The sequence below is a fragment of the Glaciimonas sp. GG7 genome (assembly GCF_052976905.1).
In genome coordinates, this window is record NZ_JBRIIQ010000001.1 from 85,965 (window position 1) to 107,117 (window position 21,153).

Sequence of the window (21,153 nt, forward strand, 5' to 3'; positions counted from 1 at the left end):
ATCTGTCACGCTTATTTGCGCGCTGGCATAGCCTCCAGCCAGGCAGCAACGCTTTCCATATTCTCGGTTGTCATCGCGTGCGTGATATTTTTCATCACCTCGCCTTCCGGTCGTTGTTCGGTTCTTTGAAAGACCATCAATTGCTTGACGATGTAGTCCGCATGCTGACCGGCTATGCGCGGGAACTGTTGTACACCCTCGCCATTAGCACCGTGGCATGCGACACAGGCAGGCGTGTTGCTTGAGGTAATACCATGTTCAAAAATCGTCTGGCCGTCTTTAAGCAAGGTCGTATTGCGCCGCACTCCCGGAGCGGGCTTCTGTACCGAGAAATAAGTAGCAAGTCCGTCAATCTGCACATCCGTCAATCGGGCACTGATGCCCCACATATACTCAAACCCTGCTGGATCCGAACGGCCATGCCCTTTGAAGGATTTAAGTTGTTCTACCAGATATGGTTGCGTTTGCGCGGCCAGATGGGGGAAGTTCGGCGAAGCAGAAATCCCCTGGACGCCATGACAATTGGAACAAACTTGTAACGCAATTGTGTTGGCTGAAATAGTGGGATCATCCAGTGCACGTGACCGTTCGACCGGTGAACAAGCAGCAACGATGCTCATCGCGATCACACTCAAAAATAGAGAAAGCACTGTTCGCTGAGCCCACTTGTCGCGCCCCCTCACAGATATTCCAGCGATACGCATTCCGGGTTCGCCATCGTCGGGGCTGTTCATCAGTAGGCTCCCCACGCATATAAAAAGAAGGTGTTGTTATCTTTCGGATTGCGGCCTGCCCCATCGTAGTTAGTTGTCGTGCCGTGGAAGCGGTTAAAGATAAAGTATTGCGCCCCAATACGCAGGTATTGCACCGGCGTCCAAAATACCTCCGGTACCCAGCCGCGCGTATCGGGATTGGCGGCGACATCCGGGTACAAAGTCGTATCCGAGGTCCCGGTCGTACTGAAATAACTCAAGCTGGCGCCGTACTTTGCCTCATACACATAGCTGCCTTTGAGCCTGAGTTGCTTGAGGGTATTGGAAGCATTGGCGGCAATCCCGGTCACGTCGCCATTACCGATCGTCTCCCTGATATAGCTCAACTGCGCTGTGACCGTATGCGGGTCCAACAGATACTGATATTGGGCATCTATCCCACGGTCACGATAACGGGTAGTCGGGCCGGTCGGATGCAGATTATCGGGATAGATTTGGACATTCATGGCAAACATACCAACCATTGCGCTATGCGGTCCCCATTCGTGGCTAAGCGCCAGCCGTAAATAAGGATTCGTACCGCGCAATTGGGTCTGATCCTGCTGCGCCGTGCCTTGACTTAACAATGACCAGACCCCATTCGCAGTTTGATACCCGGCCAGCTCTGCATAGAGCATCTTGTTCCAGAATACATAAGCACCAACACCGGCAGCCTGCGCGCCTAACTGGGAAATGATGGGGGTGGCGTCCGGTCCGGTGACCCCGAATCGTGTTGGGACATATTGCCACCAGGCCGGAGCGGTATTCCACGGGTCGGCCAGAGAAGGATTGTTGTTCAGAGTGAGCCCGACGATCAGATCCCGATTCGGATCGATGAAACGGTCGGCGTAGCGCACATCGGCATTATCGGAAGTCCACTTGCCTTGCCATTTGCCGGTATTCTGATGTTGGTTATCGTAGTTGTTATAGGTCTCTTGTACAAATACCCCGATATTGTCAGTAACCTTGCCAGCGACGAACACGCTTCCGGTTTGAAACAGTGCCACCGCATCCTTGGCAAACGCCACATCGCTGTCGGGGTTCGCACTTTTGGTAAAACTACCGACCGCCATCACCGATAGAGGAATGCTGCGTGTCCCGATGGTGTAACCGGTCAGCTTAAACAGTCGCCCATACGGCGTCAGCTCAGGAAACTGGCCACCGGCGTGGCAGGCCACACAATTTTGCCCGGTTTGCCTTGCAAAAGAGGGCAGCGCATAGGCTACCGACACGATCAAAAGGCTTTGCAATACAAAAATCGTAGCGATCAAATGAAAATACCGTAATTCCAGATGGCGTGACATGAATGCATGCATCGGAAAACCCATCCCTTCTCATCGTCTTTGAGATGCGTATTAAAAAATGCCGAATGGCGCTTATAACAATCATCAATTATCACGCTGCATCTGAGGTCTTCAGACACATCAGAATTTGATTCTATCGATATCACTCTCAGGAAAAATTGATGCATATCAATTAGTTGATAAATAATTATTACTTGATGAATGCCCGTCCTAATCGTTCGCCTGGTACTGATCGTCTGATCTGGCAGTCTGTAGCACAGGACATAAAGTATTGATTTACATCAAATACCTCCGAACTATCCACTATTTCAACAGTGCGGTTATGGACGCAATGGACGTTACTGCCTACTCTGAAGATGGTTGATGATTGATTCGTTTTCCTGATAAAAACGACCATTAACCTATTGAACCTGGAAACGGCAGTTGGCCGCTTCAAGACACGTATGAGTGATTGAATAAATTAAATATTTTTACAATAAATACTGTCACCTGTCGGGTGGTCACACTACCAACTACCGTTTCGCGGTTGAAAGAAGGTACGACATGTCCTATAAAACCATTCTCGTGCATGTGGACCAATCCAGGCACGCTCCCGAATGCATCAGAGTTGCAGCAGGTATTGCGATAACTCAAAACGCACATTTGATTGGGGCAGCGATGACAGGCATATCGCCATGGGTCTACTCAAGCATGGTCGCCGACGCAGGTGGCTCAATGGCAACCGTCAATCTGGATTATTTGGAAGAACGGGCGCAACGAGGACTGACGGAATTTGAAGCCATTGTGCAAAGTATTGGTGTGACGTCCTACGAAAGACGTCTGATCGACGATGATGCAGTCGCCGGTCTCAGTTTGCAGGCGCGCTATTGCGATTTGGTGGTTATCGGACAGACCGATGTGCATGATCCATCGGCAGACGTGATGCCCGACTTTCCAGAAAATATTGTCATGAATTGTGGTCGCCCCGTGCTGATCATTCCCTATATCGGCCACTTCGACAAAATCGGGCAACAGGTGTTGGTGGCATGGAACGGCCGCATGGAGGCAACACACGCGCTGACCCAGGCAATCCCGTTACTCAAGCGCGCGCAAAATGTAGAGATAGTGGTATTTAATCCCGATAAAGAATTCGGAGTACACGGCGAGCAACCGGGTGCCGACATTGCGCTTTACCTGGCCCGTCATCACCTCACAGTAGAGGTATCACAACAGAAAACTGTTATGGATGTCGGTAACGCATTGTTGTCTCACGCAGCCGACGTTGGTGCCGATTTGATTGTGATGGGCGGTTATGGCCACTCGCGTTTTCGCGAGATTATTCTCGGTGGCGTGACCCGCACCATATTGCAGAGCATGACCACTCCACTCTTGATGGCCCATTAAATACCCAGAGTCTGTCGGACTGACTGAGCTAAAAAATCAGGAGGACGGCCCGACAGTCTACAGAATGCTTATTGAAGTATCCGCTTCATTCTGGAAAAGGCAGTTGGAGGGCATGAGTGTGCGTTTTCCGGTTTTCTGGCCAAGTCCGACGACGTGGCAGACTGCATTCTCCAAGGAGAAGTAACGAAGCCAGGGAATAGAAAAAACGCACACTCGTGCCGGTAGCGTAGTCACCCGACAGATGACAGCATTTATTATGAAAATATTTCATTTGTTCAATCACTTATAAATACCTTGCAGCTGTCAACTGCCGCTTCCAGGATCATAGCCATGTCAAAACTGGCTCAACATCTTGCCAACAACTCCTACCTCCACTTCATCAGCGCAAAAAGAGAAAAACTACTTTCTCGAACCGAAGGCAGGTATTGCACTGACATTCGTAATTTCTATTTCAGTCAGCTATTAGCGAGCCGATACATTTTCTCTCCTTGTAAGTTTCTGTAAGTTTAAAGCAAGATTTGCGTAAGGTTATACCTGCACACTCCAATCGTCCAAACGCATATAAAGCGTTGGCTTAAACAAAACAAATAATCAGGAGACAAGTATGGCGACCAGTATTGCAGCAGGGAGAGCCCCTTCACGCGGTATCACGGCAGAGGAGCGCAAAGTTATTTTTGCATCTTCCCTCGGTACAGTATTCGAATGGTATGACTTTTATTTATACGGCTCGCTGGCCGCTATTATTGCCAAGCAGTTTTTCGCTGGCACTGACCCTAATACAGCGTTCATTTTTGCCTTGCTGGCCTTTGCCGCCGGTTTTATCGTGCGCCCGTTTGGCGCATTGGTATTCGGTCGCTTAGGCGACATGATTGGCCGCAAATATACATTTTTGGTCACGATTCTGATCATGGGGGCGTCGACCTTCATTGTCGGGATTTTGCCAAATTACAACTCGATTGGGATTGCTGCTCCGATCATCCTGGTCGCTTTGCGCATCTTGCAAGGCCTCGCATTGGGCGGTGAGTATGGCGGCGCAGCCACTTACGTCGCCGAACATGCACCGGATGACAAACGCGGCGCTTTTACTGCCTGGATCCAAACCACGGCGACGCTTGGTTTGTTCTTGTCATTGCTCGTGATTCTGGGCGTACGTACTGCCGTCGGCGAAGAAGCATTTGCTGACTGGGGCTGGCGCATTCCGTTCCTGGTATCGATTGTTTTGTTAGGCGTATCAGTCTGGATTCGTCTGTCCATGAGCGAGTCACCGGCATTCACAAGGATGAAAGCTGAAGGAAAAGTTTCAAAAGCACCACTGACTGAAGCATTCGGCCAGTGGAAAAACATGAAAATCGTGATTCTGGCGTTGTTTGGTTTGACTGCCGGTCAGGCCGTCGTCTGGTACACCGGCCAGTTCTATTCGCTATTCTTCCTGACACAAACCCTGAAAGTTGATGGCCCGACGGCAAATATTTTGATCGCACTAGCGCTCCTTATTGCCACGCCATTCTTTTTGATTTTCGGAACGATCTCGGACAAAATTGGCCGCAAACCAATCATCATGGCAGGTTGCCTGATCGCTGCATTTACCTACTTCCCGATCTTCTCTGGCCTGACTCATTATGCCAATCCAGCATTGGAAGCAGCATTGAAGAGCGCACCGGTCATCGTCACAGCTGATCCTGCGACATGCCAGTTCCAGTTCAATCCAACCGGCACCAAAAAGTTCACGTCATCATGCGACATCGCCAAGGCCAAGCTATCAGCCATGTCGGTGAACTATGAAAACGTCGCTGGCGCACCAGGTACTGAGGCAACAATTAAGATAGGTGACAAAATCCTCACTTCGTACAATGCCGCCCCGCTATCGAAAGCAGATGCTACGACGCAGGACAAAGCCTTTTCCGCTGAATTGTCTGCCGCTATTAAAGGGGCTGGATATCCAAGCAAAGCTGACCCTGCTCAAATCAATAAACCGATGGTATTGTTGCTGCTGTTCATCTTGGTGCTCTACGTGACGATGGTGTACGGTCCAATTGCAGCGATGCTGGTAGAAATGTTCCCTACCCGTATTCGCTACACATCCATGTCCTTGCCGTATCACATCGGTAACGGTTGGTTTGGCGGTCTGCTGCCAACGACTGCCTTTGCCATGGTTGCTTACAAAGGGGATATTTATTACGGTCTGTGGTATCCGATTGTGATTGCACTGGCAACCTTCGTCATCGGTGTCCTGTTTGTTAAAGAAACCGTGCATAACGACATCTATGCAGATGAGCGCTAGATAAAAAGAAAAAGGCATAGGAGGCTGTTGCAACAGATACGTTAAGTTGCAGCAACAACATCCTTTGTCAATTCCTTCAGAGATTTAAGCCGATCGGGTTACCGGACCTGATCGGCTTTTTTATTTTTGTATACCGTCTCTTGCCATGTGTCTGGAATCTGTCACGCACTAGAGGCAGACGCGACAGTCGGGCCCCAACCTCTCTTTGCTCTGAACATTGGCATTTATCACTGTCCAAAACTGCCAGTATTTGCTATCGTCACCAACCCTCTATCGAAGCCTGAGAATATGAAGCCATCTGTCCGTATCGGTACACCGCTATCCCCTTCTGCCACCAAAGTCATGCTGCTAGGATCGGGCGAGCTTGGCAAGGAGGTCATTATTTCGTTGCAACGCCTTGGGGTAGAAGTGATCGCTGTAGACCGCTATGCGAATGCCCCCGGCCAGCAAGTCGCGCATCGCTCGCACGTCATCAACATGACCGACGGCGCAGCACTGGAAGCACTGATTGCGCTGGAAAAACCAGATTTGGTAGTACCCGAAATTGAAGCCATTGCCACAGAAACACTGGTGGCGATGGAAGCCGCTGGCAAAATCACCGTGATCCCGACCGCACGCGCGGTATGGCTGACCATGAACCGGGAAGGTATTCGCCGCCTCGCCGGAGAAACCCTTAGCCTGGCAACCTCGCCGTATCGCTTCGCCAACAATCTCGAAGAACTCAAAGCTGCTTGCGACGCGATCGGCTTTCCTTGCGTGATCAAACCGGTGATGTCATCGTCTGGCAAAGGCCAGTCCAAGATCGATAGTGCAGACGAGATTGACGCAGCTTGGGCGCATGCCGCTGCTGGCGGACGCGTCGATGCCGGTCGCGTGATCGTCGAAGGCTTCATTGACTTCGACTATGAAATCACCTTGCTAACCGTGCGTGCGCTGGAAGCTGACGGCAGCGTCAAAACCCATTTCTGTGAACCCATCGGTCACGTTCAAGTACAAGGCGATTATGTCGAATCATGGCAACCGCATGCCATGCATCCAGACGCACTGGTCCGGGCACGTGATATCGCCAAAAAAGTCACCGATAACCTCGGCGGACTGGGTGTCTTTGGCGTTGAATTATTCGTCAAAAATGACATGGTCTGGTTCTCCGAAGTCAGCCCGCGCCCGCACGATACAGGCATGGTCACGATGGCCAGTCAGGTGCAAAGCGAGTTTGAATTGCACGCCAAAGCCATCCTTGGCTTGCCGGTCAATGTCGCGCTCCACAGCCCGGCAGCCTCGGCGGTGATTTATGGCAAACACGACGCCAAAGGAATCGCCTTCGAAGGCGTCGCCGACGCCTTACGTGAACCTGGTGTTGACATTCGTTTGTTCGGCAAGCCGGAATCGTTCGAACGCCGCCGTATGGGGGTAGCGCTCGCCACCGCCAAGGACGTCGAAAGCGCACGCGTCAAGGCTAAGCAAGCGGCGGCTAAAGTCAAGCCGGTTATCCCGAATTAATACGCGGCAATGTACTATATCCGCGTCGCTCACACTGACGCGGATCGCAATCAATACCGGCCAATTCACATCCCCCACAGCCAGCAATCTCACGCCATTTCCCTCGCGCAAAACCCGATTGACTAAGGCACAGCAAAGCGTTGCCGATTACGCTACACTTATTCACCTTTTCCTCTCGCCGTTCAGAGCAATCAGCATTTCTACACTCCACTATTATGAAATTTGATGTTGCCATTATCGGTAGCGGCCTGGCAGGCCTGTCTGTTGCGCTCCATCTTGCAGAAAAAAGTAAAGTAGTGGTGGTCTCAAAACGGGCACTCCTCGACGGTGCCAGCAACTGGGCCCAAGGAGGCATTGCTGCGGTACTCGATTCCGGCGATAGCTACGAAGAACATATTTCCGACACCCTCATTGCCGGTAGCGGATTGTGTGACGAAGGCGCGACGCGGTTTATCGTTGAGCACGGGCGTGAAGCCATTGAATGGCTGATCGAACAAGGCGTGCCATTTACGCTCGACGCCAGCGCCGAAATGGGGTTTCATCTCACGCGAGAAGGCGGTCACAGCCAGCGCCGCATCATTCACGCCGCCGATGCAACCGGGCACGCGGTTCAAGTAACGCTAGAACAAAAAGTCCGGGCGCATCCCAACATTACGTTGCTGGAAGACCATTACGCCATTGACCTGATTACCGCGCAAAAAATTAACGGCAAAGAAACTGCTCCACAATGCCTTGGTCTCTACGCCAAAAACGTCAAGACTGGTCAAGTCCTGACCATCAGCGCGGGCCACACGGTCATGGCTACCGGCGGCGCAGGAAAAGTCTATCTCTACACAACCAACCCCGACACCGCCACTGGCGACGGCATTGCGATGGCCTGGCGTGCCGGTTGCCGCGTCGCCAACATGGAGTTCATCCAGTTTCATCCGACTTGTTTATATCACCCGTTCGCCAAATCATTTTTGATCACCGAAGCCATCCGCGGTGAAGGCGGTTTGCTGAAACTACCTGACACAGAAGGCGAAGACGCCGGCAAACGTTTCATGCCCGAGCATGATGAGCGTGCCGAACTCGCCCCACGCGATATCGTAGCTCGGGCGATTGATTTTGAAATGAAAAAACGTGGCCTTGATCACGTCGATCTCGATATCAGCCACAAATCACCGGCATTTTTAAAAGAGCATTTCCCGACCATTTATGCACGTTGTCTGGAGCTTGGCATCGATATCACCACGCAACCGATCCCGGTCGTGCCTGCGGTGCATTTTACCTGCGGCGGCGTAGTCACTGATCTCAATGGCCGCACCGATCTGCCCGGCTTATATGCAGTTGGCGAGACCGCTTACACCGGCTTGCACGGTGCCAACCGGCTGGCTAGCAACTCGTTATTGGAATGCGTCGTCATCGGTCGCGCCACCGCTAAATATATCGAGCAGCAACCCAAACCGCCATCCAGAGCGCTACCGGCCTGGGATGAAAGTCGCGTGATAGATGCAGACGAAGAAGTCGTGATCTCCCATAACTGGGATGAGTTGCGTCGCTTTATGTGGAATTACGTCGGCATCGTGCGCACCAACAAACGGCTGGAACGGGCGCAGCATCGAATCAGACTATTGAAGGAAGAAATTGATGAGTATTACGCCCACTTCCGCATTAGTCGCGATTTGCTGGAGTTGCGTAATCTGGTGCAAGTCGCATCGCTGATCGTCGAAAGTGCGCTGTCACGACGCGAAAGCCGGGGGCTGCATTACAGTCAGGATTATCCGCACACGCTGGCTAAGGCGTTGCCGACGGTATTAACGCCGGATCGGCTTTAAGTTCGAAAGCGCGTAGGTGTTAACCTACGCGCTTTTGCAAAAGAAACCTTAATCCAACACCCTCAACGAATAATCGGCAGCCCGAACATCCTTGGTCAGGCTACCAATCGAAATCCGATCCACGCCAGTCTCGGCGATGGCCCGTACAGATTCCATATTAATCCCGCCCGAAGCCTCCAATAACGCCCTGCCCGCAGTCAAGCGCACCGCATCGCGCATTCCATCGAGACTGAAATTATCGAGCAGGATTGAGACAGCGCCTGCCGCCAGCGCTTCATCGAGCTGTACCAAATCTTCCACCTCAACTTGTATCGTGACTCCGGCATTGAGGCTTTGTGCTGCTTGCATAGCAGGGGTAATACCACCGGCTGCGGCGATGTGATTTTCTTTAATCAGAATCCCGTCGTAGAGCGCCAGTCGCTGATTGTGACCGCCGCCCACCCTCACCGCGTATTTTTGCGCCAGGCGTAAGCCGGGTAAGGTTTTGCGTGTATCGAGTATGTGAGCCTTGGTGTGGGCGATCAGGTTAACATAGCTGCGCGTCGCAGTGGCCACGCCAGATAATAATTGTAGAAAATTGAGTGCACCGCGTTCGGCAGTGAGCAAACCGCGTGCTGGGGCTGTGATCTCGCACACCGCGCTATCGGCGCGCATCAGATCGCCTTCGGCATAGTGCCAGACGATGCCAATACGGCTATCAAGGCGCTGCATTACTGCCTCAAACCAAGGTGCGCCGCACAGTACCGCCTCCTCCCGCACAATGACGCGCGCTTTGACCATTGCATCGGCTGGGACCAGCATGCCGGTGAAGTCGCCGCTGCCAACATCTTCGGCAATCGCCGCGCTGATATTGTTCTCAAAGGCGCTTTGCAGTGCCGGATCAAAGGGCGCAAAACGATTTATTAATATGCTGCGGGTATTACTAGTAGCGATAATCATGCCGGACCAATTCCTGAAAAAAGTGTTTGTTCTTGCGCCAGATCGCCCGACGGACGTGTGTTAGCTTTGCGCTCGGCGGCAAAGTCGAGCATGCGATCAATGCAGATCACGGCCTTGCGGCTGACCTCGGCATCAACGTGGACTTCATTACTGCCCGATTCGAGCACATCGGCCAGATTCTGCAAGCCGTTCATCGCCATCCACGGACAATGCGCACAACTTTTGCAAGTCGCGCTATTGCCAGCAGTGGGTGCGTCGATAAAACGCTTGCCCGGTGCGGCCATGCGCATTTTGTGCAAAATGCCGTTGTCAGTGGCGACGATGAATACGTCCGCGTCCAGCGTCTGGGCCGCGGCGATCAATTGTGAAGTGGAGCCGACCACATCGGCCTGATCCACCACGTCCTGCGGCGATTCGGGATGCACCAACACCTTTGCCCCCGGATGTTCGCGCCGCAAGAGTTCCAGCTCAATGCCTTTGAATTCGTCATGCACCAGACAAGAACCCTGCCACAGCAACATATCGGCACCAGTCTTTTTCTGGATGTAGCCGCCCAGATGTTTATCCGGTGCCCACAAAATCTTTTTGCCCTGCGCATGCAGATGGGCCACGATATCGAGGCCAATCGATGACGTCACCATCCAGTCGGCACGGGCCTTTACCGCCGCGCTGGTGTTCGCATAGACCACCACCGTGCGGTCTGGATGAGCGTCACAAAACGCGCTGAATTCATCGGCAGGGCAACCCAGATCGAGCGAACAGGTCGCATCCAGATCGGGCATCAATACCCGTTTGTGCGGGCTAAGGATTTTGGATGTTTCGCCCATAAACTTGACCCCGGCAACCACCAGGGTCTGCGCCGCATGATCGCGACCGAAACGTGCCATTTCCAGCGAATCGGAGACGCAACCACCGGTTTCTTCCGCTAAATCCTGCAAATCGGCATCGACATAGTAATGCGCGACCAGCACTGCCTGCTTCTCAATGAGGAGGCGTTTAATTCGGGCCTTTAAGGCCGTTTTTTCTTCCTGCGTAGGCGTCGCGGCAACGCGGGCCCAAGCTTGCGAAGTGCAGCTACTGCCTTGCGCCATTTGTGGCAGCTCGAATTCAACGGTTTTAATAAGTGGGGATGGCATGACGATGAACCTGCTAATGAAAGAAAAGGTAGAGAAAAAAGTAGAGAGAAAATTAGAGAAAAACGCCTAAAACAAGGAGATCAACGAGACCAGAAAACCTGACTCTACCCAATGACGGAGGGTAATTTTACTGCCAATGCAGCATCGTTGCTGCGGTATTGCTTTATTGCCACTGAGAATAATCTGCCGTAATATATCTTAACAATAATCACTAACAATACGCGATGACACTGTTTGACAAAACCCCACGTGGCAGGGAAGAAATCGCGACAAGAAGCAACGTTCTGACGGCACGTCTACGCACCTTACTGTTGTTGGTTGATGGTAAAACTGACAGCCCTTCTCTGTTGCAGAAAGTTGCCGGACTAGGACTGGCGCAAGAACATCTTGAGGCGTTACTGGAGGCGGGCATGATTGCACCCCACGCCATCCAACTCGCACCGGCTCCTGCCGTCGATGCCAGCGCTGCGGTGTCTCCTCCGGCAGCGAATACAACAGTACCTACCCAAACCACTGTGCCGATCGGTGCCAGCCAATTTGAAGCTGTCTATGGGTTCTACAACGAAACCATTAAAAGCGCACTCGGCCTGCGTGGTTACGGCTTGCAACTCAAAGTTGAACGCGCCAGCTCCATTGATGAGTTCAAGGAATTACGCCAGCTTTATCTGGAAGCGGTACTTAAAGCAAAAGGCAAGGAGGTCACCCGTAGTCTGCGTGACCGGCTCGATAGTTTGCTCTATCCCGGGCAATCCGGTCCCAACTCAATCTTGCTCGACTAAAGCGCATAAAAAAAGCGCACCTTCGTTTCGGTGCGCTTTTCTTGTCGCCTGCTTTCTTACAATCGCAGGCTAAAAAATCAATTACTCAATACCCTGGCTGCTCAAATAATCCTCATAGTTTCCACGGAAATCAACGACTTCATTTTCTTTCACTTCAAGAATCCGGGTTGCCAGCGATGACACAAATTCACGATCGTGCGAGACAAAAATTAGCGTCCCGGCATATTTATCGAGCGCAATATTAAGCGATTCGATCGATTCCATATCCATATGGTTCGTTGGCTCATCCATCAACAAAATATTATGGCGGCCCAGCATCAATTTACCGTAGGTCATGCGGCCTTTTTCACCACCGGACAAGACTTTGACTGACTTCTTGACATCATCGCCGCTAAACAGCAAACGACCCAAAATCGAACGTACTGCCTGATCATCGTCACCCTCTTGCGTCCAGGCACCCATCCAATCGGTCAGGGTAATATCGGCGGCGAAATTTTCAGTAGGATCTTGCGGCATGTAACCGACATTCGCGTTTTCCGCCCACTTCACCAAACCGGTATCGGGCTCTAAAGTACAGACATCGGTGCCGCCGATACTACGCAGCAACGTCGTTTTACCAGCGCCGTTGGCCCCGATAATTGCAATACGCTCGCCCGCCTCGACCATGATGCTGAAATTTTTAAACAAGGTACGGTCATAACTCTTGCTAATACTTTGGACATCCACGGCCAGACGATGGAGCTTTTTCTCGCCATCGAAACGGATAAACGGATTAGCGCGGCTAGAGGGTTTGAGATCTTCAACCTTGATTTTTTCAATCTGTTTAGCGCGTGAAGTTGCCTGACGCGCCTTGGACTTGTTCGCTGCAAAACGTCGCACAAAGTCTTGTAACTCAGCAACTTTATCCTTGGCTTTGGCGTTCACTGACAATTGCTGCGCGCGCGCTTGGGTAGACGCCAACATGTAGTCATCGTAATTACCCGGATACACCTTCAATGTGCCGTAATCCATATCGGCCATATGCGTGCACACCTGATTCAAAAAGTGACGATCATGGGAAATAATGATCATGGTCGAATTGCGCTGATTGAGCACATCTTCGAGCCAGCGAATAGTGTTGATATCGAGGTTATTGGTCGGCTCGTCGAGCAGCAAAATGTCTGGATTCGAGAACAGCGCCTGCGCCAGTAATACGCGCAGCTTCCAGCCCGGTGCAACATTGCTCATCGGACCTTTATGCTGATCCATCGCCACGCCGACGCCGAGCAGCAATTCACCGGCCCGCGATTCGGCGGTATATCCGTCGTATTCTGCAAATTTAGCCTCAAGCTCAGCGGCCTTCATATAGTCGTCGTCGGTCGCTTCAGGATTGGCGTAAATCGCATCACGCTCGGCCATCGCCGCCCACATCTCGGTGTGGCCCATCATCACGACATCCAGCACGCGCATGTCTTCAAATGCAAACTGATCTTGACGCAATTTACCCAAACGCTCATTTGGGTCCAGCATCACATTACCGCCCGACGGCTCCAGATCGCTACCTAAAATCTTCATGAAAGTCGATTTACCGCAACCGTTAGCACCAATCAAGCCATACCGATTGCCATCGCCGAATTTGACTGAAATGTTTTCAAACAACGGCTTGGCGCCGAACTGCATCGTAATATTTGCTGTAGATAACACGGAAAAGCCTTTAGGACCAGATTAAATAACCGCGTATTTTACCAGAGCGCTAGCCCTGAGGCCTTAGGCCTGAGATAAGAAAAACTATTTTTCATGATTTAGGTATCACTTTGTCAAAATTATTCATCATTGTGTCCATAGCGCAAGTGTTAGCATCGTAGACCGAATTCCCACCTGCGATTCCTTCTCCTCTCACAAATGACCACTAGAAACCTGCAGGATGCCCACACCCTCCCGATCATTACGCTGGAGTCGGCAACACAACGGTTGCAATTACTACCCACATTAGGCGGCAGCATTGCCGCATGGGAATGGCAACACGCACAGCAGTGGCATCCGCTCTTACGCGGCTGGGACGGGCAATCGAAGGATTGCACTGCAACTGCATGTTTTCCGCTAGTCCCTTGGTCAAATCGGATTACCGAAGGCGAATTCACGCATCAAGGCCGGCATTATCCGGTCTCAGCAAATCGCGCTGGCGAGCAGTATCCGATTCATGGCGACGGCTGGCAGCAGAAATGGCGCGTCAGTAAACAAACTGCCAGCAGCATTGAATTGACGCTGAAATCAGAGCGATTTAACGGCAATCCGCACGTCTATCGCTGTACGCAAACATTTACTTTATTGGACGATGGACTATCTATCGCCTTAGCTGTCACCCATTTAGGAGCCGAGGCGCTGCCTTACGGGCTGGGCCTGCACCCCTACTTTCCCCGCAACGCTGCGACCAGCTTCCATGCGCACACTGCCGGTGTGATGCTCTCCGGGAATGACTGCATTCCTACCGCGCATACCAGCGTGTTTCCACAGACGTGGGATTACAACCGGCCAGCCGCGATGGACGGGCCGTTGATTGACAATTGTTTTACGGGATGGGATGGCAAGGCGGTGGTTAGTCAGCCTGAGCGCGGCTTACAAATAACGATGACGTCAGATCACTGCAATGGCTACGGTTTGCTGTATCGGCCACCGGGTCAGGACTTTTTTTGTTTTGAGCCGGTGACGCATCCGATTGATGCTTTTCACTTATCCGGCAAACCGGGACTGATGACCTTGGCGAAGGGACAAACCCTGGCCATGCACACCACATTTAACGTCAGCGAGATCAACGCAAACTAAGCGCACTTTTGATCATCAATTGAAAGCCAGCAGCGCCTGAAACCAACTTGGCCTGACTACCCACCGGTAGCGTCACTTTGTCGCGCATGTGACCAAACGGCAGGCCAGTCAGTATCGGTACGGCGATGTGGGCGCGCAAATACGCCAGCATGGCGTTGAAGTCGTAACCGTTATCGTGCTCGGCCAGTCGATAATGTGAAAAATTCCCCAGCACGATCGCCTGTTGGCGGCCCAGAATCCCGGCATATTGAAGTTGTAACAGCGTGCGCTCGATCCGATACGGGTGCTCACCGATGTCCTCGAGAAACAAAATGCCATCTTCAATGTGCGGCAAATACGGCGTACCGATCAAATGGTTGAGCATCGCCAGATTGCCGCCCCACAAAGTGCCGCTGACGTTGACATCCGGATTGCCTTCTGCAGCAACCTCCACGGTCTGCTCCGTCTGGCGCAGACTGTGCCAGAAATGCGTCATCGTGAATTGACTCAATGCGTCGCCACCGAAATCGCCACACAGCATCGGCCCGGCAAAACTCTGAAAACCGGTTTGCGCCAGCAATGCCAACTGAAATGCGGTGAAATCGCTATGGCCGACGAACAGTTTTTTACTCGCTGCAATTCTTTGAAAATCCAATAGCGGCAACAAGCGTGACATGCCGTAACTACCGCGCACGGCCATGACGATCTGGACTTGCGGATTGTGCATCGCCGCATACATTTGCTCTACCCGTGCGGCATCTGTGCCGCCGAAGCGCTGATATTTTTCGGCCGCATCGTAATAGTTATAGACCACGCAATCCTGCTTTTGTAGCGCAATGATGCCGCGCGCCAGGACCTGTTCATCGAGCGCGTAACCGCTTGGTGCAATCAGCGCCACGCCAATTTTTGCTGCTGGCGTATCGCCCTGCAAACTACTATTTTCTTGATTCACAGAAGCGCCTTGGGTCATTGTTTACGTTAAACAGCTCAGGATTTTTTGTTGCGCCAGCGCCAGACGACGTTCGGCAAAAAACTGCTTGAGCAGCGCTCCGCATGAATCGGCCAGAACACCGCCGCTGAGTACCGTGTGATGATTGAGTTTTTCTTGCTCAAACAGATTGAGCACCGAGCCGCAAGCACCGGTTTTAGGATCGGTCGCACCATACACCACCCGCGCCAGTCGCGCATGCATCATCGCCCCCGCGCACATCACGCACGGCTCCAGCGTGACATACAACTCGCACCCCGGCAGTCGGTAATTGCCAAGCACCGCAGCGGCGGCGCGCAAGGCCATGATTTCGGCATGCGCAGTCGGGTCGTGCTGGCCAATCGGCTGATTAAAGCCGGTTGCAATGACCACGCCATCCTTCACCACCAGCGCCCCGACCGGCACCTCGCCAAGCGCCCATGCTTTATGCGCTTCTTCAATCGCTTGCTGCATGTAGATGGCGTCGAGAGAATTATCTGGATTATTCATGCGCAGTTCAGATCACCGATCTTCAGAAATCTCAGCCCAGCAATTCGGGGTTTCGTGGAGCACCAGCTTTTGCAAATGCAGGCCGGTCCCGTAATGATCTGTGTAGGCGGCTTTAAGAATATCGTAGGCGGCGCGGGCCAGGTTTTCAACGGTAGGAATTCGATCAATTACCACCGTTTTGTGGTCCGGCAAGGTCGCCAGAAATTCACGCACCGCGGTATCTTTTTCATACACGATAAATGCGTGATCCCAGACATCGACCAAATGCTGTTTAGCCAGCGTTTTGATATCCGAAAAATCCATGATCATGCCGTTGTCAGAGCTACCTTCAACTTCAATGACCGCGCCAACTAGCGTAATTTCAAGCGTGTAACGATGGCCGTGCAAATTGCGACATTGGCTTTTATGGTCCGGGATGCGGTGTCCTGCATCGAATTCGAGTTTGCGGGTAATAGTTAACATATTGTTGGCTGCTTAAATGATCAAAAAATCCGTTGTGATCGCGCAGCGGATTCTAAAAAAGTGGGTTAAGGAATGTGCAGAAGTTTATGCGTCTGCAAGCTCAACTTCCACTTTGGATTGCGCTTGCAGGTGTCAATCGCGCGTTGCAGATTATCGGCCAGTAACGGGCCATCCATCGCCTGCAAATAGAAATGCTCGAAATCAAGCGATTCATATGTCGCCAGCGATTGTCCGAGTTGGGGAATGACGACTTTCAATTCATTGCCCTTGAACACTTTCAGGACAGAACCCATTTTGGGGCTGACACAAATCCAGTCAACGCCGTCTGGCACTTCTATCGTGCCATTGGTTTCAATAGCAATTTCAAACCCTGCTGCGTGCATGCTGGCGATCAATGCCGTATCGAGTTGCAGCAACGGCTCGCCGCCGGTAAACACCACAAATTTACTCTGCGTATAAGTCGTCGGCCAAAGTGCATTGATCGTGCCAGCCAGCGCATGGGCATCCTTAAACTTGCCACCGCCTTCGCCGTCAGTGCCGACAAAATCGGTATCACAAAACTGGCAAACCGCTTTGCTACGATCTTCTTCGCGTCCGGTCCATAAATTACAACCGCTAAAGCGACAAAATACCGCTGGACGCCCGGCGTGCGTACCTTCGCCCTGAAGGGTATAAAAAATTTCTTTGATACTGTAGGTCACGGTGCTTCTCGCAAAATGGCTGGATAGAAGTTGAAACTCTGGCAATTAATTATCTAAAATAAAGCTACCAGTGAAAAAAGCGCAGAGTCTGCCGACGCCGCGCCTTGCTAGTCATTCTTATCGATTTGTGGGTGGCATATTGCCGTTAAGGTCGCTATTTTAGCGTACAAAGGGCGCTCTAGCTAAATGGCGGCATCTTTAAATTGGTATCAAAAATACACTTTTCTGCAACGCAGGGCGATCATTATCTGGCTGATAAAAGCCCGCGTGTAAGCGGGCTTTGTGGTGTTTGGTGCTGTTTAATTCAGGTTGATTCTCATCCCCGAATCATTCCCATTCAATCGTAGCCGGTGGCTTACCTGAAATGTCATACACCACACGATTGATACCACGTACTTCGTTAATAATCCGATTCGATACACGACCAAGCAACTCGTGCGGCAAATGTGCCCATTGCGCAGTCATGAAGTCTAGCGTCTGTACCGCGCGCAATGCGACTACGTATTCGTAGGTACGTCCGTCACCCATGACGCCGACTGATTTGACTGGTAAAAATACGGCGAAAGCCTGACTGGTTTTGTCGTACCAGGATTCGTCGCTATCGTCCTTAGTGTTGCGTAGTTCTTCGATGAAGATTGCGTCAGCGCGACGTAGCAGGTCGGCAAATTCTTGTTTGACCTCGCCTAGAATCCGTACGCCTAAACCGGGGCCGGGGAACGGGTGTCGGTAGACCATTGCGTGCGGCAGGCCGAGAGCTACACCTAGTTTGCGGACTTCGTCTTTGAAAAGTTCGCGCAGGGGTTCTAGTAGTTTCAGGTTAAGTGTTTCTGGCAAGCCGCCGACATTGTGGTGGCTTTTGATGGTGACGCCTTTTTTACCTTTGCCGGCACTTTCGATGACGTCGGGATAAATGGTGCCTTGGGCTAGCCATTTGGCATTTTTCAGCTTGGCTGATTCGACCTGGAACACTTCGACGAATTCGCGGCCGATGATTTTACGTTTAGCTTCGGGGTCGGTGATGCCTTCGAGGTGACCCATGAACTGGGCGGTAGCGTCTACACGAATGACTTTTACGCCGAGGTTTTCGGCGAACATTTCCATGACCATTTTGCCTTCGTCTAAACGCAGCAAACCGTGATCGACGAATACGCAGGTCAATTGATCGCCGATGGCACGGTGGATCAATGCGGCGGCTACGCTGCTGTCAACGCCGCCGGATAAGCCGAGGATGACTTCGTCTGTGCCGACTTGTTGGCGGATGGACTCCACCGCTTCGGCGATGTAGTCGGGCATATTCCAGTCGGGCTTGCAGCCGCAGATATCGACGACGAAACGCTTGAAGATGGCTTCGCCCTGGACAGTGTGGGTAACTTCGGGATGGAATTGGACGCCGTAGAATTTCCGTTCTTCATCGGCCATACCGGCAATCGGGCAGTTTGGCGTGGAGGCCATGAGCTTGAAACCGGGCGGGAGATGATGGACTTTGTCGCCGTGGCTCATCCAGACTTTTAGCATGGCGTGGGCTTCTGGGGTGACGAAGTCGCTGATGTCGTTGAGTAATGCGGTGTGACCGCGGGCACGGACTTCGGCGTAACCAAATTCGCGCACTGTGCCCATTTCGACCTTGCCGCCCAGTTGTTCGGCCATTGCTTGCATGCCGTAACAGATACCAAATACCGGCACGCCTAGCTCGAATACGGCTTGCGGCACGCGTGGGGTGTCGCCATCGGTGACGCTATTTTGGCCGCCGGAAAGAATCACACCGGCAGCGCCGTAGTTGCGGATGAATTCGTCAGAGACGTCGTACGGATAGACCTCGGAGAACACACCGGCGTCACGCACGCGACGTGCGATGAGCTGGGTTACCTGGGAGCCGAAATCGAGAATGAGTATCTTTGAGTGCATGATGTGCGCCTAAATAGCTTGGTTGTATATGTAAAGCCGAATCGAGAATCTGATCAATCTACTGCTAAACGTTGGTGATAGCTGATCTGCGCGGTGCAGTAAGCGTAAAACTACGCGCTAAAACCACAAGCGCCACGTGCAGTTAAACCACACGTGGCGCAAAATTTATCGCAGGCGCAAAAGTCTGTCCGTGAGCACGATGATCACTCCGTCCGATAGTTCGGCGCTTCCTTGGTGATCTGCACATCATGAACGTGCGACTCGCGCATACCGGCTGAGGTGATTTGCACGAACTCAGCCTTGCTTTGCAAGTCTTCAATCGTCGCGCAACCGCAATAACCCATTGAAGAACGAACGCCGCCGATCATTTGATACAGGATCGTCAAGACGCTGCCTTTGTACGGTACGCGTCCTTCGATACCTTCAGGGACAAACTTGTCGGCTTTACTGGCCGAATCCTGAAAGTAACGATCAGCGGAGCCGTCCGACATCGCGCCCAGACTGCCCATGCCGCGATACGATTTGTAGCTGCGCCCCTGGAACAGAATAACTTCGCCGGGTGCTTCTTCCGTACCAGCAAACATGCTGCCCATCATGACTGTTGAGGCACCGGCTGCAAGCGCTTTGGCGATATCGCCGGAGAACCGTACGCCGCCGTCGGCAATCACTGGTACGCCTGTGCCTTTGAGGGCAGCGGCAACGTTGGCGATGGCAGAAATCTGCGGCACACCAACGCCAGCGACGATGCGCGTGGTGCAGATTGAGCCGGGACCGATACCGACTTTAACGCCGTCGGCACCGTGTGCAACTAAGGCCAAAGCGGCTGCGGCGGTGGCGATATTGCCGCCGATGACGTCAACGTCGGGGAAATTCTCTTTGACCCATTTGACACGATCGAGCACGCCTTTGGAGTGACCGTGTGCAGTGTCTACTACAATCACGTCAACGCCAGCCTTGACTAACAATGCAATACGTTCTTCGTTATCAGCACCAACGCCAACGGCAGCGCCAACGCGCAATTTGCCGTGCTCATCTTTCGATGCCAATGGATGGGTCGTAGATTTTTGAATATCTTTGACAGTGATCAGGCCGCGCAACTCAAATGCGTCGTTGACCACCATCACGCGTTCCAGACGATGCTTGTTCATCAGACGCTTGGCTTCGCTGAGATCGGCACCGTCTTTGACGTAGACCAGACGTTCGCGGGGGGTCATCTTGGCGCGGACTTCGGCGTCCAATTCTTCTTCGAAGCGAAGGTCGCGGTTGGTAATGACGCCGATGAGGCTGGTGCCTTCAACCACCGGAAAACCACTGATGCCATGCTGTTCGGACAACGCTATCACGTCACGAATACGCATGGTTGGCGGGATCGTGATCGGATCGCGCACCACGCCCGACTCAAACCGCTTGACCTTGGCAACCTCGCGCGCTTGCTCTTGCGCGGTCAGGTTTTTGTGAATAATGCCTATGCCGCCTTCCTGCGCCATCGCGATGGCCAAACGGGCTTCCGTCACGGTATCCATCGCCGCCGACAGTAGCGGGATGTTTAACGCGATGTTGCGCGTCAAGCGTGTCTTGAGGGTGGTGTCTTTGGGGAGGATGTCCGAATAAGCCGGAACTAACAGCACATCATCGAATGTGAGTGCATTTTCAACTAGACGCATAGTTTTTCCTATAGGCGCAAAAGGGAATTATACAGAAATACCGGCAAGTAGTTACCCGCGTGTGGGGTTTTAAAGAAAAGCTTTTGCAAAATTGTTTCAGTACTGCACTTATCAACATTCAAAGACTAAGATAGTGCGATTTTTATGCGGCAGGAATAGCCTTCCAGGGACTGTTTCGCGTTAGTGATTTTGCTGCAACAACAATTTTTTCAAAAATCAGCTACAGATTGACACCGTAGTCAAAGCATGGCGAAATCATTGAACTGTATTTT

At 52.1% G+C, this 21,153-nt stretch carries 17 protein-coding genes; 6 read left to right on the top strand and 11 right to left on the bottom strand.

Annotation, left to right across the window (positions count from 1 at the left end):
• Positions 1-11 precede the first annotated feature (11 nt).
• Both ACVBEF_RS00355 and ACVBEF_RS00360 read right to left on the bottom strand, forming a co-directional pair.
• Positions 12-734, bottom strand: coding sequence for a c-type cytochrome (locus ACVBEF_RS00355; protein ID WP_447121952.1), 723 nt, complete (start codon positions 732-734; stop codon positions 12-14).
• Positions 734-2,068 carry a cytochrome C gene (locus ACVBEF_RS00360; RefSeq protein WP_447121953.1) on the bottom strand — a complete coding sequence of 445 codons (1,335 nt, stop codon included), beginning with the start codon at positions 2,066-2,068 and terminating at the stop codon, positions 734-736. Before ACVBEF_RS00360 ends, ACVBEF_RS00355 begins: the two co-directional genes overlap by 1 nt.
• Positions 2,069-2,599: 531 nt before the next feature.
• On the opposite strand from ACVBEF_RS00360, the gene ACVBEF_RS00365 reads away from it, so the two are divergent.
• From ACVBEF_RS00365 to nadB, 4 genes are all read left to right on the top strand, one after another.
• Positions 2,600-3,439, top strand: coding sequence for a universal stress protein (locus ACVBEF_RS00365; RefSeq protein WP_447121954.1), 840 nt, complete (start codon positions 2,600-2,602; stop codon positions 3,437-3,439).
• 604 nt (positions 3,440-4,043) lie between these two features.
• Positions 4,044-5,720, top strand: coding sequence for an MFS transporter (locus ACVBEF_RS00370; RefSeq protein ID WP_447121955.1), 1,677 nt, complete (start codon positions 4,044-4,046; stop codon positions 5,718-5,720).
• 288 nt (positions 5,721-6,008) lie between these two features.
• Positions 6,009-7,220, top strand: coding sequence for a formate-dependent phosphoribosylglycinamide formyltransferase (gene purT, locus ACVBEF_RS00375; protein WP_447121956.1), 1,212 nt, complete (start codon positions 6,009-6,011; stop codon positions 7,218-7,220).
• 215 nt (positions 7,221-7,435) lie between these two features.
• Positions 7,436-9,037: an L-aspartate oxidase gene (nadB, locus tag ACVBEF_RS00380; RefSeq protein WP_447121957.1), complete on the top strand. Its 1,602-nt coding sequence runs from the start codon at positions 7,436-7,438 to the stop codon at positions 9,035-9,037.
• 48 nt (positions 9,038-9,085) lie between these two features.
• Here nadB and nadC read toward each other — a convergent pair whose 3' ends face one another.
• Entirely contained in the window at positions 9,086-9,976 is an 891-nt protein-coding gene (gene nadC / locus ACVBEF_RS00385) for a carboxylating nicotinate-nucleotide diphosphorylase (RefSeq protein ID WP_447121958.1), read from the bottom strand.
• Positions 9,973-11,112 (bottom strand): quinolinate synthase NadA, encoded by a 1,140-nt coding sequence (gene nadA, locus ACVBEF_RS00390; protein WP_447121959.1) that lies wholly within the window; start codon positions 11,110-11,112, stop codon positions 9,973-9,975. Before nadA ends, nadC begins: the two co-directional genes overlap by 4 nt.
• Before the next feature lie 224 nt (positions 11,113-11,336).
• Between nadA and ACVBEF_RS00395 the strand changes: the two genes are divergently transcribed.
• Positions 11,337-11,891 (top strand): hypothetical protein, encoded by a 555-nt coding sequence (locus ACVBEF_RS00395; RefSeq protein WP_447121960.1) that lies wholly within the window; start codon positions 11,337-11,339, stop codon positions 11,889-11,891.
• 81 nt (positions 11,892-11,972) lie between these two features.
• Here ACVBEF_RS00395 and ACVBEF_RS00400 read toward each other — a convergent pair whose 3' ends face one another.
• A complete protein-coding gene (locus tag ACVBEF_RS00400) occupies positions 11,973-13,574 on the bottom strand; it encodes an ABC-F family ATPase (protein WP_447121961.1) in 1,602 nt (533 codons plus the stop codon).
• A gap of 198 nt (positions 13,575-13,772) precedes the next feature.
• On the opposite strand from ACVBEF_RS00400, the gene ACVBEF_RS00405 reads away from it, so the two are divergent.
• Complete coding sequence (locus ACVBEF_RS00405; protein WP_447121962.1) at positions 13,773-14,693, top strand: aldose 1-epimerase; 921 nt, start codon at positions 13,773-13,775, stop codon at positions 14,691-14,693.
• On the opposite strand, the gene ldcA is transcribed toward ACVBEF_RS00405, so the two are convergent.
• The 6 genes from ldcA to guaB all read right to left on the bottom strand — a co-directional run bounded on the left by ldcA (position 14,680) and on the right by guaB (position 20,881).
• Positions 14,680-15,624, bottom strand: coding sequence for a muramoyltetrapeptide carboxypeptidase (gene ldcA, locus ACVBEF_RS00410; RefSeq protein WP_447121963.1), 945 nt, complete (start codon positions 15,622-15,624; stop codon positions 14,680-14,682). The two genes, ACVBEF_RS00405 and ldcA, sit on opposite strands and share 14 nt — an antisense overlap.
• 21 nt (positions 15,625-15,645) lie before the next feature.
• Positions 15,646-16,149, bottom strand: coding sequence for a tRNA adenosine(34) deaminase TadA (gene tadA / locus ACVBEF_RS00415; protein WP_447121964.1), 504 nt, complete (start codon positions 16,147-16,149; stop codon positions 15,646-15,648).
• 12 nt (positions 16,150-16,161) lie between these two features.
• Positions 16,162-16,611 carry a 6-carboxytetrahydropterin synthase QueD gene (gene queD / locus ACVBEF_RS00420; RefSeq protein WP_447121965.1) on the bottom strand — a complete coding sequence of 150 codons (450 nt, stop codon included), beginning with the start codon at positions 16,609-16,611 and terminating at the stop codon, positions 16,162-16,164.
• A 65-nt stretch (positions 16,612-16,676) separates the two neighbouring features.
• Positions 16,677-17,312, bottom strand: coding sequence for a 7-carboxy-7-deazaguanine synthase (queE, locus tag ACVBEF_RS00425; RefSeq protein WP_447121966.1), 636 nt, complete (start codon positions 17,310-17,312; stop codon positions 16,677-16,679).
• Between the two features lie 327 nt (positions 17,313-17,639).
• Entirely contained in the window at positions 17,640-19,217 is a 1,578-nt protein-coding gene (gene guaA, locus ACVBEF_RS00430) for a glutamine-hydrolyzing GMP synthase (RefSeq protein ID WP_447121967.1), read from the bottom strand.
• 203 nt (positions 19,218-19,420) lie between these two features.
• Positions 19,421-20,881, bottom strand: a complete 1,461-nt coding sequence (guaB, locus tag ACVBEF_RS00435) for an IMP dehydrogenase (protein WP_447121968.1) — start codon at positions 20,879-20,881, stop codon at positions 19,421-19,423.
• Positions 20,882-21,153 lie beyond the last annotated feature (272 nt).

Bases quoted from the DNA above. Each gene is read 5' to 3' on its own strand.
- ACVBEF_RS00355 (WP_447121952.1), bottom strand. From the start codon at position 734: ATGAACAGCCCCGACGATGGCGAACCCGGAATGCGTATCGCTGGAATA.
- ACVBEF_RS00360 (WP_447121953.1), bottom strand. From the start codon at position 2,068: ATGCATGCATTCATGTCACGCCATCTGGAATTACGGTATTTTCATTTG.
- ACVBEF_RS00365 (WP_447121954.1), top strand. From the start codon at position 2,600: ATGTCCTATAAAACCATTCTCGTGCATGTGGACCAATCCAGGCACGCT.
- ACVBEF_RS00370 (WP_447121955.1), top strand. From the start codon at position 4,044: ATGGCGACCAGTATTGCAGCAGGGAGAGCCCCTTCACGCGGTATCACG.
- purT (WP_447121956.1), top strand. From the start codon at position 6,009: ATGAAGCCATCTGTCCGTATCGGTACACCGCTATCCCCTTCTGCCACC.
- nadB (WP_447121957.1), top strand. From the start codon at position 7,436: ATGAAATTTGATGTTGCCATTATCGGTAGCGGCCTGGCAGGCCTGTCT.
- nadC (WP_447121958.1), bottom strand. From the start codon at position 9,976: ATGATTATCGCTACTAGTAATACCCGCAGCATATTAATAAATCGTTTT.
- nadA (WP_447121959.1), bottom strand. From the start codon at position 11,112: ATGCCATCCCCACTTATTAAAACCGTTGAATTCGAGCTGCCACAAATG.
- ACVBEF_RS00395 (WP_447121960.1), top strand. From the start codon at position 11,337: ATGACACTGTTTGACAAAACCCCACGTGGCAGGGAAGAAATCGCGACA.
- ACVBEF_RS00405 (WP_447121962.1), top strand. From the start codon at position 13,773: ATGACCACTAGAAACCTGCAGGATGCCCACACCCTCCCGATCATTACG.
- tadA (WP_447121964.1), bottom strand. From the start codon at position 16,149: ATGAATAATCCAGATAATTCTCTCGACGCCATCTACATGCAGCAAGCG.
- queD (WP_447121965.1), bottom strand. From the start codon at position 16,611: ATGTTAACTATTACCCGCAAACTCGAATTCGATGCAGGACACCGCATC.
- guaA (WP_447121967.1), bottom strand. From the start codon at position 19,217: ATGCACTCAAAGATACTCATTCTCGATTTCGGCTCCCAGGTAACCCAG.
- guaB (WP_447121968.1), bottom strand. From the start codon at position 20,881: ATGCGTCTAGTTGAAAATGCACTCACATTCGATGATGTGCTGTTAGTT.